Source organism: Nostoc sp. CmiVER01 (assembly GCF_034531135.2).
GTDB lineage: Bacteria > Cyanobacteriota > Cyanobacteriia > Cyanobacteriales > Nostocaceae > Nostoc.
The window spans coordinates 36,644-50,525 of the sequence record NZ_JAVRBU020000008.1; the positions used below are offsets into that span (position 1 = coordinate 36,644).

The 13,882-nt window shown below is 40.9% G+C and carries 14 protein-coding genes and 1 tRNA gene; 7 read left to right on the forward strand and 8 right to left on the reverse strand.

Features of this window, described 5'->3' with window-relative positions:
• The first annotated feature begins 336 nt into the window (after window positions 1-336).
• Window positions 337-2,031 carry a DUF1565 domain-containing protein gene (locus RMZ43_RS14705; RefSeq protein ID WP_322653371.1) on the forward strand — a complete coding sequence of 565 codons (1,695 nt, stop codon included), beginning with the start codon at window positions 337-339 and terminating at the stop codon, window positions 2,029-2,031.
• A gap of 434 nt (window positions 2,032-2,465) precedes the next feature.
• Here the strand turns inward: RMZ43_RS14705 and RMZ43_RS14710 are convergent, their stop codons facing one another.
• On the reverse strand, window positions 2,466-2,759 hold the full coding sequence (locus tag RMZ43_RS14710) for a DUF3493 domain-containing protein (protein ID WP_322650389.1): 294 nt from the start codon (window positions 2,757-2,759) through the stop codon (window positions 2,466-2,468).
• A gap of 33 nt (window positions 2,760-2,792) precedes the next feature.
• Here RMZ43_RS14710 and RMZ43_RS14715 point away from each other — a divergent pair.
• Window positions 2,793-2,864 (forward strand) — tRNA-Thr (locus RMZ43_RS14715).
• Between the two features lie 261 nt (window positions 2,865-3,125).
• On the opposite strand, the gene RMZ43_RS14720 is transcribed toward RMZ43_RS14715, so the two are convergent.
• Window positions 3,126-3,563, reverse strand: a complete 438-nt coding sequence (locus RMZ43_RS14720) for a hypothetical protein (RefSeq protein ID WP_322650390.1) — start codon at window positions 3,561-3,563, stop codon at window positions 3,126-3,128.
• A gap of 452 nt (window positions 3,564-4,015) precedes the next feature.
• Here RMZ43_RS14720 and RMZ43_RS14725 point away from each other — a divergent pair, with 452 nt between their 5' ends.
• The 4 genes from RMZ43_RS14725 to RMZ43_RS14740 all read left to right on the forward strand — a co-directional run bounded on the left by RMZ43_RS14725 (window position 4,016) and on the right by RMZ43_RS14740 (window position 5,432).
• Window positions 4,016-4,246: a hypothetical protein gene (locus RMZ43_RS14725; protein WP_322653372.1), complete on the forward strand. Its 231-nt coding sequence runs from the start codon at window positions 4,016-4,018 to the stop codon at window positions 4,244-4,246.
• Window positions 4,243-4,644 (forward strand): type II toxin-antitoxin system tRNA(fMet)-specific endonuclease VapC, encoded by a 402-nt coding sequence (vapC, locus tag RMZ43_RS14730; protein WP_322650392.1) that lies wholly within the window; start codon window positions 4,243-4,245, stop codon window positions 4,642-4,644. The genes RMZ43_RS14725 and vapC overlap by 4 nt, the downstream gene beginning before the upstream one ends.
• A 109-nt stretch (window positions 4,645-4,753) precedes the next feature.
• Window positions 4,754-5,182, forward strand: a complete 429-nt coding sequence (locus tag RMZ43_RS14735) for a DUF433 domain-containing protein (RefSeq protein ID WP_322653373.1) — start codon at window positions 4,754-4,756, stop codon at window positions 5,180-5,182.
• Entirely contained in the window at window positions 5,175-5,432 is a 258-nt protein-coding gene (locus tag RMZ43_RS14740; RefSeq protein ID WP_322653374.1) for a DUF5615 family PIN-like protein, read from the forward strand. Before RMZ43_RS14735 ends, RMZ43_RS14740 begins: the two co-directional genes overlap by 8 nt.
• 432 nt (window positions 5,433-5,864) lie before the next feature.
• On the opposite strand, the gene RMZ43_RS14745 is transcribed toward RMZ43_RS14740, so the two are convergent.
• Window positions 5,865-6,074, reverse strand: coding sequence for a hypothetical protein (locus tag RMZ43_RS14745; RefSeq protein WP_322653375.1), 210 nt, complete (start codon window positions 6,072-6,074; stop codon window positions 5,865-5,867).
• On the reverse strand, window positions 6,061-6,330 hold the full coding sequence (locus tag RMZ43_RS14750) for a DUF2281 domain-containing protein (protein ID WP_322653376.1): 270 nt from the start codon (window positions 6,328-6,330) through the stop codon (window positions 6,061-6,063). Before RMZ43_RS14750 ends, RMZ43_RS14745 begins: the two co-directional genes overlap by 14 nt.
• Window positions 6,331-6,626: 296 nt before the next feature.
• On the opposite strand from RMZ43_RS14750, the gene RMZ43_RS14755 reads away from it, so the two are divergent.
• The gene (locus RMZ43_RS14755; protein ID WP_322653377.1) at window positions 6,627-9,383 is read left to right on the forward strand and encodes a CHAT domain-containing protein; all 2,757 of its coding nucleotides are present in this window, start codon (window positions 6,627-6,629) and stop codon (window positions 9,381-9,383) included.
• Here RMZ43_RS14755 and RMZ43_RS14760 read toward each other — a convergent pair.
• From RMZ43_RS14760 to RMZ43_RS14775, 4 genes are all read right to left on the reverse strand, one after another.
• On the reverse strand, window positions 9,380-9,748 hold the full coding sequence (locus tag RMZ43_RS14760) for a hypothetical protein (protein WP_322653378.1): 369 nt from the start codon (window positions 9,746-9,748) through the stop codon (window positions 9,380-9,382). The genes RMZ43_RS14755 and RMZ43_RS14760 overlap by 4 nt on opposite strands.
• Window positions 9,749-9,988: 240 nt before the next feature.
• Window positions 9,989-11,032 carry a M42 family metallopeptidase gene (locus tag RMZ43_RS14765; protein ID WP_322653511.1) on the reverse strand — a complete coding sequence of 348 codons (1,044 nt, stop codon included), beginning with the start codon at window positions 11,030-11,032 and terminating at the stop codon, window positions 9,989-9,991.
• 13 nt (window positions 11,033-11,045) lie between these two features.
• Window positions 11,046-12,113, reverse strand: a complete 1,068-nt coding sequence (locus tag RMZ43_RS14770) for an SGNH/GDSL hydrolase family protein (RefSeq protein WP_322653379.1) — start codon at window positions 12,111-12,113, stop codon at window positions 11,046-11,048.
• 315 nt (window positions 12,114-12,428) lie between these two features.
• The gene (locus RMZ43_RS14775; RefSeq protein ID WP_322653380.1) at window positions 12,429-13,820 is read right to left on the reverse strand and encodes an S-layer homology domain-containing protein; all 1,392 of its coding nucleotides are present in this window, start codon (window positions 13,818-13,820) and stop codon (window positions 12,429-12,431) included.
• Between the last annotated feature and the right edge of the window lie 62 nt (window positions 13,821-13,882).

Below are 13,882 nucleotides of genomic sequence, written 5' to 3' on the forward strand. Positions count from 1 at the left end.
ACTTGTTGATAGACATACGCCTCATCCCGAAAATCCCCAGTACAACGGGCGCGAAAATCCAGTTACCATCTCCTCTTTTCTCTGACTCTGTGTTCTCTGTGCCTCTGTAGTTCGTTGTTTTACCCTTCAAAGTTGGCTTAACAGAGTACTGGTAGAATTTTCTGAATAAAAAAATATAACTAATGTATAAGTTCTGTGATCTATCTAAGGAATTTAGCTGAATCAGTGCTAATCATCCAGTATAGTTTTGCATGGGTTTTACAGCAGCTACAAGGCTGCTTGCTATCTTTAACCTTGTTCGACACACTGTAATTCAGCACATCACAGACGAAAAAAATGAAATACCGGGGTTTTCACGTTTCTCCATTGGAGATTTTTCGCCTTTTTTCTAGCAGTCATCTCAGATATACTTTACGCGTGGGAGCCGGATTAACGGCAATGCTTGTTGTCTCTAGTGGGTCAATACTACTACCTGATGAGGTTAATGCTGATGCTACTCACCCAGAAGGTATCGCCCCAATCACAGCGCAAGCTCCTGCAACTGCCGCAGTGATTTACGTTAATCCAGCAACTGGTACAGATAGTGCTGGTGCTGGTACAACCTCAACTGCACCCTACAAAAGCATAAGTTTCGCTCTCAGTCAAGCCCAACCAGGTGCAGTTATTCAATTAGCACCTGGGAACTATAACCAGGAAAGTGGCGAAACCTTCCCGCTCTTACTGAAACCAAGGGTGACACTGCGGGGTGATGAAGCTACTAAAGGTCAGGGGATACTGATTACAGGTGGAGGTTTCTACACTAGTCGCACCTTTGCCAGACAGGACATTACCATGCTCGCCGACCAAGATACCACGATCGCAGGTGTCACCGTCACCAACCCAAATAGCCGGGGTACGGGTGTGTGGGTGGAGTCAACTAATCCGATTATCACAAACAGTACTTTTACTAACAGTGTTAGAGAGGGTGTTTTTGTCACGGGTACAGGCAATCCCAAAATCGAAAGTAATGTCTTTGTACAAAACAAAGGCAACGGGATTTCAATTGCTAGAACTGCCCAAGGAGAAATTCGGAATAACTTATTTCAGGATACTGGTTTTGGTTTAGCGATTGGTGGCACTTCCACACCCCAAATTGTGGAAAATCAAATCATCGAAAACCAAGACGGTCTTTATATTTCCGAATCAGCAAAGCCCGTATTGCGTAAGAATGTCATTCAGAACAATAAACGGGATGGTGTAGTAGCAACTGTCAATGCTCAACCCGACCTTGGCACCAACGAAAATCCTGGTGGAAATCTTATTCGCAATAACACTCGTTATGATGTGAACAACGCCACAAAAACTAGTCAAATTGTCGCTGTTGGCAACGATATCGATCAGAAAAAGATTTTCGGCTCAGTAAATTTCGTTGCTGCAACTGTTAACGTACCGCCTGGAGGGTCTGTCGCATTTAAAGATGTGGCAGCAAATTATTGGGCAAAAACCTACATCGAAGCTTTAGCCTCCCAAAATATTATTGCTGGCTTTCCTGATGGCAGCTTTAAACCCAATGATCCTGTAACCCGCGCTCAATTCGCCACTATTGTCACTAAAGCCCTAACACCACCAACCAAACGCCCAGCAATTAAATTTAAAGATGTAGCAAGCAATTTCTGGGCTAACGCTGCAATTCAATCTGCCTACCAGAGTGAATTTGTTTCTGGTTATCCCGATGGAACCTTTAAGCCACAGCAAAAAATTCCCAGAGTGCAGGCGTTAGTATCTTTAGCTAATGGTTTGGGCTTAACTGCGAGTAATAATCAGAATGTCCTTTCTTTTTACACCGATGCTGCCCAGATTCCTAATTATGCGATCGCTCCTGTTGCTGCGGCAACTGCACGGCAACTAGTCGTAAACTATCCCACAGCGAAGCAACTAAATCCTAATCGTGAAGCGACTAGAGCTGAAGTTGCTGCCTTTGTTTACCAAGCACTTGTCAATGCTGGACGTGCCCAAGCAATTCCTTCATCCTATTTGGTAACAGTTCAGTAAATACCTAGTACCTCTGCGCGTAATTCGTAATTCGTAATTCGCAAGGATTCTAGATATTTGAAAGGGGTAGTTTATTTCCGCCGTGCTGTACTAGTTAGCAAATTGGAAGCGCCAGACTAATAATTGTTAGTCTGGCGCTTCCAAAATTGGAAGCTTTTTAATTTTAGGAGTTTTTAAATATAAAATTTGGGGTCTTTAAATATGGCTGACCCCATTTGAATGTGATTTGTTTTATGGTCAGGGTCTTTATATAGGCTGACCCCGTTTCAACAACTTCTAGTTTCTCAGAAACTTTTGCTTTTTGAGATTTCCTAATAATTTTTTTATTTTTTCTTTTTTGATATTTTCATCTTCATCAAAGCATTAATAAATTTGAAGAATATAAAGATATATAAAAGGAAAGCAATAAAAAATTAACCACTAAAATTTTTCCTTCAGGAATTAGAATTTTTACCCGATTGGGTGCTTCGTTGCCGACGCTGTTCCCAGCGCCAAAGGAAGACCATTAAGGCAACTATTCCTACTTGGAGAGCTAAACTTGGCAAAGCACTCTCAAGATTGCGTCCGGCAAGCACTTGGAAGAAGAAGACGAATGCACCGAGTGAGCCAGAAGCACCGAAAGCGATGTAGAAAAATTGTCGTAAGCCACGATAAGGAGCGGCTATTTCTGCTTTGAGGCTGGCGTATTGTTCAGGGTTAAGGCGATTTTTGCGATTTTGATCTACCATAATTAAATCGTGTTATACTCTTAGATTGTGTACGCCGATGTGGCTCAGTGGTAGAGCAGCTGATTCGTAATCAGCAGGCCGTGGGTTCAAATCCCATCATCGGCTTTGATGAAAGTATTACTTAACACTAAAGTTTGACATAAATCAATTGTACAGTGACTAATTATTTGTCGTAGGTGACAGATTAACAAGCAGTGGGGTTTAAGTCTCCTGCTTCTATCAAGCAGCGCGTTTTGATCCCTAAGCTAAATCCTTGTCACAAAATGTAATTGCGTTAGCGTAGCGGGGCGTTCGCTTTTAGCGTCTCCAAGAGTTGCCCATTGCGAATTGTTTTAACACCCTACTCCGATTTTCAAGCTAGGTGGATTATTGCAGCAAAGGAGTTGTGCCATTACCGTTAGTTGACGCATTGACAATTGCAGCTTGAGTAGGTTGAGTAGTAAGAACCGCTACAACTGGAGTAACTTTTGAAGTAGATTGTTTATTTCGTTTGCGATTAGATCCGCCAGCCTTGGAATACTCTATACTGTTTCTGCCGTAAACAGTTGCAACTCCACTTAGCATTCGTTCAGACATTTCGGAGAGAGCTTTATCCATCTGGGTTACTGTTTTGCGCGATTCTTCCAGATTGGACACCAGTCTATTATTAGCTTCTACCATCGCACGGGTAGTGTTGATTAAGTGGTTGTAGGCTTCAATAGTTAACCCATGTCCCAAATCCAGATTTTCATCAATAGATTTAAGCAAGGCGAGACGAAGTTGTGCTTTGTCAACAGCAGCAGAACCACGAGTTTTTAAAGACATGAGATATCCTTTTTTAATAATTCCTTTTTCAAGATAGTGGAGTATCCTTTTGCCTGAGATGGGTAGTTTTGTGGATTTATTTAATTAAAAGTTCAACGAAATAATTACGAGGTTGCCTGTATTTTTACTCACTTTTCATATCGATTTGTTGTTTGAGAATAAATGTAATCAGCAACAGTAATCACAAAATTAATAAATTAGTACCCCGAAATAACAAATGAGTACCCTGAAATAACAAATGAGTACTCCGAAATAACAAATGAGTACTCCGAAATAACAAATGAGTACTCCGAAATAACAAATGAGTACTCCGAAATAACAAATGAGTACTCCGAAATAACAAATGAGTACTCCGAAATAACAAATGCGTTGGCGTAGCCCAAGCCAGGCATAGCTAGATTAACTTTTGACTATGAAAGTAAAATGAACTTATCCACCACCTGAGCTACATCATGATTGTCCCAGAACTCGAACAACAACTCCTTCAGCTTTCACCTGACGATAAATTGTACATTATCCAACTCCTGGCACAAAGCCTGACTACATACAAGAACAATACTCAACCTGTGCAAACAAGCAAAATATCAGAATATCCTCTGCCTCAATTTTATGGATGTATCCAAGATGAAACCTTCTTCCGTCATCCCCAAGGACAACAACCAGAACGCGAAACAATCCTGTGAAATTCCTGCTCGATACTAACACCTGCATTATCTATATGCGTGGTAAAAATTCCACTTTAAAACAGAAACTAGAATCCACTGCGACTAAAGATATTGCCGTTTGCTCAATCGTCAAAGCTGAACTATTTTATGGCGCAATGAAAAGTGCCAATCCACAACGGAATCTTACTTTACAACAACAATTTTTAGCCCAATTTAGATCGCTACCCTTTGATGATTTAGCAGCAATGACATTTGGGACAATTCGCTCTCAACTAGAAGCATTAGGTACTCCCATTGGCGCGTATGACTTACAAATTGCCGCTATCGCCCTGACAAATAACTTAACCCTTGTCACCCATAACACTAGAGAATTCCAACGCATTAAAAACTTGTTGATTGAGGATTGGGAGATATAGCGATCGCCAAAATAATAACTGCGTTGGCGTAGCCCAACCCAGGCATTGCCAAAATCACAAACGATAAATTGAAACTGCTACAGGGCGATCGCTTAAAATAAAGCAAGTAATGAAAAGTCAATTCATTGAGCTTCAGCAAATGCCTTCCTACTTGGTCAATTTACCTGTTCAACTACAGCAAGAGATAGAGCAATGGGCAACTAGCCAAGGAATTTCCCTCGATCAATTTATTTTGTGGGCAGTAGCAGAAAAAGTTGCCTCCCTTCGCCATCAACTGAATGACCCCTCCTTTCCCTTGATTAGCTATCGCATTGGAAGCAGTGGCCAAAAAGTTCCCGTTGTTAGTGGTACAGGAATTAGAGTGCAAACTCTAGCGATTGCTGCTCATCAGTGGGGCTGGTCTTGCGGGCAAATTGTTCAACAGTATGGTATTACTGAAGCTCAGATCAATGACGCACTGGGTTTTTACACTGCCCATCGTACCGAGATTGATGAAGCGATCGCTACAGAACAAGCGATTGAAACTGCTGGTGTCTAAACTCCTGCTCCATTTAGATGCAGACACTTCCATTAAAGCATTGCATACGGCTCTAGTTGCTCGTGGTCATGATGTGACTCGCACTCTCAATGAATGGATGCCGAAAATGCTAGCTAGCGATGAAATGCAACTGCTGAAAGCCACAGATAACAAACGGTGTATTTTTACCTTCAACATCAAAGATTTCTTGTCCTTGGTTATTCAGTATCCGCAGCATAGAGACATTATTTTAGCCGCACAAAATAGTTAGAATTTGCCTGACCCCACTCAAGCATTGGATCGCTTGCTATCAGAAACTCAAGCAGAGACTGGCCTGGGCAAATACATTGGTTGAATCAATGGCGATGAGAATAGCATATCAATTGAAAAATAGAATTTTGCGATCGCTAAAATCGCAAGCAATTGCAGTCACAAAATCGATAAATGCGTTGGCGTAGCCCAACCCAGGCATCGTAAAAACTATAAATGCGTTAGCGTAGCCCAACCCAGACATCGCCTAAATCACAATTGCGTTGATGTAGCTCACACTATTTTGTAGGCTTGATATCTGCGGCGATTACTCTATTAATTGAATTAGATATTGACTAAGATTATGTAATAGTTTTTTATGCCTTTCTGTTGATATTGTGCCAATTATACTGTTACGAGTAATGACACCTAAAAAACTTAATCTAATAATAGATTAACGAACTAAACCACTGGATTGAAAATCATCATCATTAGGTGAAATGATTTCGTCAAAATTAGGAATATATTGTTTTAATTGTGTACTAATCCCACATATCAAAAAGTCTTGATATTTTGGCATTTCTCTCAAAATCAGCGTAGGACGGTTTTTTATTTCTCCATTTGCTTGAGGAATAGGAGTTAGTATGATATTACCTTCTTTCATAATTAGGGTTATATTCTTTAATTGATTCTATAGCATATTCAGGTTCATCTTCTGCATAACATTGATTTAAGTTATTTAAAGAGAAAGATTGCCAATTTTCTCTTTGTTCTGTATTGGTTTCTAAAACGGTTACATCTTCGACTTGTGGAAGTGTTGAAGATTTAGTGATTAAATATTCGGCATAATGTAAAAGTTCAATTTTCAGGGAACTGGGCAAATTTTCTATGATTTTCCATAGGGCTGTTTCGGTACTCATAATTACTCCTTTTGGAATTTAGAAGGATTAATATTACTTATTATTTTGATTGTAAGATACAAGATCGCAATCGCACTATTTTGTAAGAGTGATGTCTGCGACGAGGAAGGCGATAAGCCTAACGGCATAGCTTCTCTACGAGACGCTTCGCGAACGCTTACCGCAAAATCAGTATATTGTCTGTTCACAAGTAAAAAACGCTCATCCCCGAGGTTCTTTCATTGTCAGAAACACATCATTTGTGATGAAACTCTACGCTTTTCTGGAATTTAGGGTGTTGGTGTTGAATTTATCTCATGATAAAGTTGCATCTCACACCCTTACCCATGAATGAGCAGCGTCAGCAAGCTTATCTCAACCTTATTCGCAGCCTGTTAGATTCGCCCAGTGGTGAAGAATCAGAGATTTTGGCAGCAAACCAAGAGTTACTTGATGCTGGCTTTGTGCAGAAGGTAGAAGAAGTAGCACAGATGTGTTCCCAAAACGGAGATGAGAATACAGCGAATTGGTTGCAAAGTTTGGCAATGCAACTAGGGGAAGCGTTGAATCTAGATAATAAAGTCGATTTGCAATCTCTCAGTGAGGAGGAGATACAGACATATTACCAATTCTTGATGGAGGTACTACAAGCAACCGCAGACAGTATAGCTAATTCCCAGGTTGTTTACCCCTTGCTGGCAAAGAATACAGACAAACTCGACGGAGTGTTAACAGAAATATTGCGCCGTTGGGGGACAATTACACTTGGGGAAGCGAAAGCAGATGAGGCGGAAAACCTAGCAGAAGATATTTTCAATTTTAGCTCTCTAATTCAGCAATTCCCCTTGGGTAACAAAGCCAGCAATATGGAAATTGCCATCGCTGGCTATGAAGTCGTGCTAAAAGTCTTCACCAGGGAAGCTTTGCCTATTGATTGGGCAGCAACGCAAAATAATCTCGCAAATGCCTACAGGGAGAGAATTAAAGGAGACAGAGCAGATAATATTGAAAATGCCATCGCTGCTATTACTGCTGCTTTAACTGTCAGAACCAGAGAAGCTTTGCCTGAAGATTGGGCAATGACGCAAAATAGTCTCGCTGTTGTGTACGGGGAGAGAATTAAAGGAGACAGGGCAGATAACATCGAAAATGCGATTGCTGCTTCTACTGCTGCTTTAACTGTCTACACCAGAGAAGCTTTGCCTCAACAATGGGCAATGACGCAAAATAATCTCGCAATTGTCTACAGCGACAGAATCAAAGGAGACAAGGCAGAGAATATCGAAAATGCGATTGCTGCTTCTACTGCTGCTTTAACTGTCTACACCAGAGAAGCTTTACCTCAAGAATGGGCAGAAACTTTGTGGATGCGGGGAATTGCTCATCAAGATACAAACAAGTTTGACTTAGCATACAATGATTTTAAGTCTGCCATTATTACTGTAGAATCTTTACGAGAAGAAATAGTATCTGGAGAAGAAAGCAAGCGTAAACAAGCGGAACACTTTAACCAAGTTTATAGCCGCATGGTAGAAGTTTGCACAGAATTAAATAAGATTACCGAAGCAATTGAATATGTTGAACGTAGTAAAACCCGCAATTTAGTTGAACAAATTCTTGAACGTGACTCTAAAACCATCTTCCCTCCAGAAGTATTCACTCAATTAGAAAAATATAGGGATGAAATAGCCGTAGGACAATATCAAATCCAAAATGGCAAAGCTGAAAATCCAAAAGTCCTTGCACAACATCTACAACAATTACGACAACAGCGAAATGAATTGCAAAACCGCTACTTACCTGTTGGTTACGGTTTCAACTTTGAATCATTCCAGGCTACTTTGGATGAGCGTACAGCTATTATCGAGTGGTATATTCTCAACGATAAAATTCTGGCGTTTATTATCAAACCTAAAGGAGAAGTCGCTGTTTGGCAATCTCAACTCGAAGACCGAAAAGCTTTTGAAAATTGGGTAAATCAATATTTGCAGAATTACTACAATCAACAAGACCAGTGGCACAAGAGCTTAGGGGAAGAACTTAAACAATTAGCCTCCATTCTGCACATTGATGAAATATTAAACCAGATACCAAAGCACTGCAATCAACTCATCCTAATTCCCCATCGGTTCCTGCATTTATTACCTCTTCATGCACTCCCAGTCAATCACAATGCTGAAAATTCGCGCTGTCTTCTGGATTTATTTCCTAATGGTGTGAGTTATGCACCTAGTTGTCAACTACTGCAACAGGTACAACAGCGCAAACGTCCTGATTTTCAATCTCTATTTGCAATTCAAAACCCTACAGGCGATTTAAACTATACAGATTTAGAAGTACAAGTTATTCAAAGCCACTTTAATCCTGCCAACGTTCTGAAAAAAACAGCAGCGACACTCACAGCAATCGATAATTCCGACTTAAATACTTACCATTGCGCCCACTTTAGCTGCCACGGGTATTTTAACTTAACAAATCCCGGTAAATCAGCCCTAATTTTGGCAGATGCGCCTATCGCAGACACACCAACAAAACCCGACTCCGAACGTTATCTAAATGTGCGAGCAGGGGAAACTAACGATTTAGATAAATGCCTTACCTTAGATAAAATCTTCACTCTCAAATTAGATAAATGTCGCCTCGTCACCCTTTCCGCGTGCGAAACTGGATTGATTGATTTTCAAAATATTAGTGACGAATATATAGGTTTACCTAGCGGTTTTCTATTAGCAGGTAGTCCCAGTGTCGTTAGTTCTCTCTGGAAAGTAGATGACTTATCCACCAGCTTTTTAATGATTAAATTCTACAAAAACTTAGTCAAACTTAATAACCTGGAAGCAGGAGATATTGCCATAGCCCTGAAACAAGCTCAAAACTGGCTGCGAAATCTGACTATTAAAGAACTAGACAGATTTTTGGAGGAACACAAACCCCAAATTGAAAAAGTCCTTGCTCAACTAAGAGTAGGACAACGCATCAGGTTTCAAGAATCTTTGAAACAAATTAAGCAACGTCAACCCCTACCGTTTGCAAATCCCTACTACTGGGCTGGATTTACAGCTTCTGGGCTTTAAACACTAGATTCCGGTACGTTACAAAACTTTCTCGCACCTAGTTTAAACACCAATATGCTAAGTGCAGTCGCAGTACCCAGAGGAATGCCTGCACTAACAGCCAATGGTTCTACAATTGGAGCAATTAATCCAGATTTCAAAAATTCTCTGACTTCCTCTTGACAAATGAATTGACGGCATTTTTCAAGCAAATCATTTAACGATCTATCTGCTTCCTGTGCAGTTTCCCGCATAACCAACAGTGGAACAGCATCGTCTAAATAGCCTTCACACTCTTCTATGGCATCTAAAGCTACTAAAGCCTGGGGAAGATCCGCCAACTGGCTGCGAAACTGACTAATTTCCTCTGCTGTAAGAGTAATCATTTAATAGTTTTAACTGGTAAATACACGAAGCATTTAGAAATTATACATTTAATGCCGAATTTAGAGATATGGCGCTGACATTACATCAACAGTAAGAGTAATTTTGGTGTGCGATGTCTACGATGGTCACTGAGCTTGCCGAAGTGCGGGCTACGCCTACGCGCATTTTCAACAACCAGAAAAATTCACGCTATTTCGGGTTAATATGCGATCGCTGTTTCTAATAAAAGCCTGAAATTATCACTCAAATTCAGTTTCGCAGAAAGCTTTTAACAAATCAATACAATTAGCGATCGCTCCTAAATGAGCAATTTCATATCCATGTGTATTTTGTGTAGGAAATGCCAAACAAGCAGCACGTCCAACATGTCCAAATTTCATGGCAATTGAAGCATCACTACCAAACCCACTCAGAGTTGTTAACTGCACCGGCATATCCAACTGTTTAGCACTATGGCGTAGTTGTCCATTTAACCCTTCATCATATATCCCATAAGCATCTTGAGATAAAAGTACAGGGCTTTCGCCATCTTTAACAGGATATTCTTCAGATAATGGACAAATTTCTAAAGCAATTAAAGCATCCAAAGGCTGATTTTGAGTGAAAAATAGCGCCCCAATTGCTCCCACTTCTTCTTTTGCCGAAGCTACTAAATAAACATCAACTACTGGCTGCTTCAGGTTTTCAGCCAAAGCTAGCAAAATCGCCACAGAGGCTTTGTTATCCAAAGTGTAACCAGCAATATGATTCTTTAACCTAATTGGACGCTTGCGATGCTTGCCGATTACCATTCTAGTTCCAGGTCGAATGCCAGCTGCTTCCAATTCAGCCGTAGTCCGTTTCGTTTCAATCCAGGCATTTTCCCACTTAACAGTAGTATCTTCCTGCTGCACTTTCTGAGGCGATTCATGAGAAACGTGGCGGGAACCAAAGCTGAGAATACCGTTAATGGTTTCGTTATCTCCGAGTAAATCTACAACGCCTTCGCCGTAAACCCACGGGAAAGAACCGCCGAGTTTGCTGACTTTGACACGACCTTCATCACCAATCTTCTTGACAATTGCGCCAATTTCGTCTTTGTGTGCCGTGATAGCGATCGCTCTGTCTGGACTTTTGCCTGGAATCTTGGCAATAATATTATCGGCGCGATCGCACCAAACTTCCACACCCAGCGCCGTAAATCGTTGCATCAACAACTGGTTAATCTCAGCTTCTGCACCACTAGGAGAATGGTGCATGACTAATTCTTCAATAACTTGAAATAAGCGATCGTAATCCCACATCAATACAGTTAGTTCAATTTTCAACTGTTATATGAGACAATTGTGCATCAAAAACCTGCTCTGCTGACCTTTTTTGTTGACGCTTTAGCACTCCTACCGCACCAAAAGCACCAAGGGCTAAAATCCCCAAGTTTATCGCAGGTTCCGGGACAGACTTAGCCTCAATTGCCGCCAGTGCAGCATCTGCAACTAACTTATGAGCATTTGTTGTTGGATGTACAGAGTCAAAGAACAAATAATCGTTTGGTTGAGGGCATACACTGATAATTGTCTGAAAATTCCCTACTACACAAGGGGCAGTCACATTTTGAAACCCAAATTTCCCAGGATTTGCTTCTACTTGATTAAATAGGGAAAACACATCTACAGAGATCAGATTCAAATCCGAGTTACTGCTAAATTTGCTTAGTTCCTCTGCTAATCTCTTGTTATGGTCATTTGTCAAACCAGTCAAGTTGCTAGATAAACCTGTAGCGAGTGCAAGTGGAATCTTGCCCAAATCAGGCAAGTTAAAGACTAAAATATTTTTTGCGCCAGATGAAGCAAGTAACCCTACTGCATCTGATAAATTCTGGACTGTTTGAGCCGCATTGGTAGCTTGACCAAACACATAATCATTTGCACCTCCCCATACAGCATAAAGAGCATTTGGATCAAGCTTCTGATTAGCTTGTAGAATCGGTTGCGTTAATAAGCCAACTTGCTCTAATACTCCTGGTAACGGCGCACTAGGAACAACAGCATTACCCTGGCCAGAACTAGCGCCGCCCACAGCAAAATTAATACCTTGATTGGGAATAGTAGGATTTGAAATTAAATATGGGGTAGGATTTAATCCTAGCTGATTTCCCAGGTAGTCTACCCACACCTGATCGTTAGAAAAACGCCCTTGAAAGTACGGTGGATTTTGCGGAATGGCTGTTTTTGGAGCGACTAAACCATTAGTAGCAGTGAAAACATTGCCAGTATCAGAAAGACTGTCGCCAAATACATAAAATTTGGTAAAACTCGCAGCACTTGCTTTGAGCGGTAACATGAAAGATAAGAGAACAAATCCTACCGCTATAGCTTGTTTTTTCATCTTCGTTTTACCAGTGGTATTTTTAATTTGTTTAAAAGTAATGAAAAGGCAATATTCTGACAACTTGTCATTTGACTTACTTCAAAACTAAGTACGTCTATTAAGTAATTTACGTTATTTTACTTAACTATGCCTCAAAATTTCATCAAACCCGGGTAAAAACGCTGAAAATACTTAGATTTACATTTTATTGATAAAAAATAGCTGTATTATAAAGAAATGGCAAAATTTACATTCAAAGGTGAGAATTTCCCACTTGTATGATATGTACAGCATAATCGCAACAGAATAGTCTAGCTCATCGTAGGCATCGCTTTAACTTCGCTTTAATTTCAAAACCTCAGCAGCCGATATACCCTCACCCTGACTGCCGAAATACCACAAAGCCATAGCAGCCTCAGCACGAGTTACTGGTTTTTTGGGTTGAAACAGAGTTGTATAACCAAACACCCGCCGAATATTTGATTGTTCGGCATTTTGGTAATCAGCCAACACTGCTTTTAAAGCCTTGGGGTCAATTCGCGCCGCATCTTGAAAACCCCAGGTCTGTTTGACTGCATCTAAGTTAGCAGAGGGTAAAGCTTGGCGAGTATCTAGAGGTAATTTCCACAGCAGCAACTGTTCTCGCGTCAGAGGTGCATCAGGACGAAACAAGACTACTGTAGAATCTCCAGACAAAGGACTGGGAATTAACCCAGCCTCGGCTAATCCTTGAATAGCTGGAAAATCAGGGTCTTTTGCAGACACATCACTAAAAGCTGGTTGAGTAGTTTCTGATGCCAAGCGAATTTGTTTAGCTGGATTGCTGGCATACATAGCATTATTAGCAGCAATGAGCCAACGAGCATATTCCCGGTGTGTAATGATTTTAGCGGGTTCAAACTGTTTACTTGTAGTAGTATTGCTCTTAGTTGCTTCTGGTTCTATAGACAAAACACCTAATGCAGCCAAGTCTTGGATATGTTGCCGCCATTCTTGCGGGACTTTATTTAGATCGTTGAATTCCTGAGATTCAGCTGTGGCTGTAGAAGTTGTTTGGTTATTAACTGTACTTTGTGACTGTGCTGCCAAGTTGGTAGGTGGTACGGGGCCAATGAACTGGGAATCTCCTGATTGAGGGACGGCGTTAGTTGTTTCGGTAGGATTTGTAGTTGTGGTAGATTGTGCCGTTGCAGTACTATTCGGTACGTAGTCAATTAGTAATTCGGTGGCTGTTTGGGGTTGATCAGGTGTAGCGTTAGTAACTGATTTAGGCTGAATAGAAACCTTCAACAGCAAATCGTTACGACGTGCCTCAAACACACCTCCTGCATCATCTGTTGGCTGTTGTAAAATCTGCCAGTTATTTGTTTTAAACTGGCTACTATAAAAGCTAGCAATAAAGTTACTGGGGTCAGAACTCAGCCAACGAGTTGAGATTCTATTTTCTGAACCGCTAGCAGGTGTCACTTCCTGTAGTTTGGCATTGGAATATAAGGGGATATCTTTGGGAAAATCAGATGGTAACTGAACTGTTGATTCGTTCTGCTGTGCTTGTGATTGGTTACTCTGAGATTCTCCAAAGACAACTGGATTGCTTTGCAGTTTCGGATCTGCCGCCAAAGATTCCTCAAGGTTTTTGGCAACTGGACTGTTAGCACAGGCTGTTAACGAAGTCAGTAGAACAGCCCAAATTAGAAATACAGCTGGACGTTTGCAAGGAAGCACAGGAAATCACAAATTGAGTTTCAATTCCTACCCTAGCGCAGACTGTTCATTAAATGGGAATG

Excerpts from the sequence above, each read along its gene's own strand:
- RMZ43_RS14725 (WP_322653372.1), top strand. The coding sequence starts at position 4,016 with ATGATTGTCCCAGAACTCGAACAACAACTCCTTCAGCTTTCACCTGAC.
- RMZ43_RS14735 (WP_322653373.1), top strand. The coding sequence starts at position 4,754 with ATGAAAAGTCAATTCATTGAGCTTCAGCAAATGCCTTCCTACTTGGTC.
- RMZ43_RS14765 (WP_322653511.1), bottom strand. The coding sequence starts at position 11,032 with ATGTGGGATTACGATCGCTTATTTCAAGTTATTGAAGAATTAGTCATG.
- RMZ43_RS14755 (WP_322653377.1), top strand. The coding sequence starts at position 6,627 with ATGATAAAGTTGCATCTCACACCCTTACCCATGAATGAGCAGCGTCAG.
- RMZ43_RS14710 (WP_322650389.1), bottom strand. The coding sequence starts at position 2,759 with ATGGTAGATCAAAATCGCAAAAATCGCCTTAACCCTGAACAATACGCC.
- RMZ43_RS14720 (WP_322650390.1), bottom strand. The coding sequence starts at position 3,563 with ATGTCTTTAAAAACTCGTGGTTCTGCTGCTGTTGACAAAGCACAACTT.
- RMZ43_RS14745 (WP_322653375.1), bottom strand. The coding sequence starts at position 6,074 with ATGAAAGAAGGTAATATCATACTAACTCCTATTCCTCAAGCAAATGGA.
- RMZ43_RS14705 (WP_322653371.1), top strand. The coding sequence starts at position 337 with ATGAAATACCGGGGTTTTCACGTTTCTCCATTGGAGATTTTTCGCCTT.
- RMZ43_RS14760 (WP_322653378.1), bottom strand. The coding sequence starts at position 9,748 with ATGATTACTCTTACAGCAGAGGAAATTAGTCAGTTTCGCAGCCAGTTG.
- RMZ43_RS14770 (WP_322653379.1), bottom strand. The coding sequence starts at position 12,113 with ATGAAAAAACAAGCTATAGCGGTAGGATTTGTTCTCTTATCTTTCATG.
- RMZ43_RS14750 (WP_322653376.1), bottom strand. The coding sequence starts at position 6,330 with ATGAGTACCGAAACAGCCCTATGGAAAATCATAGAAAATTTGCCCAGT.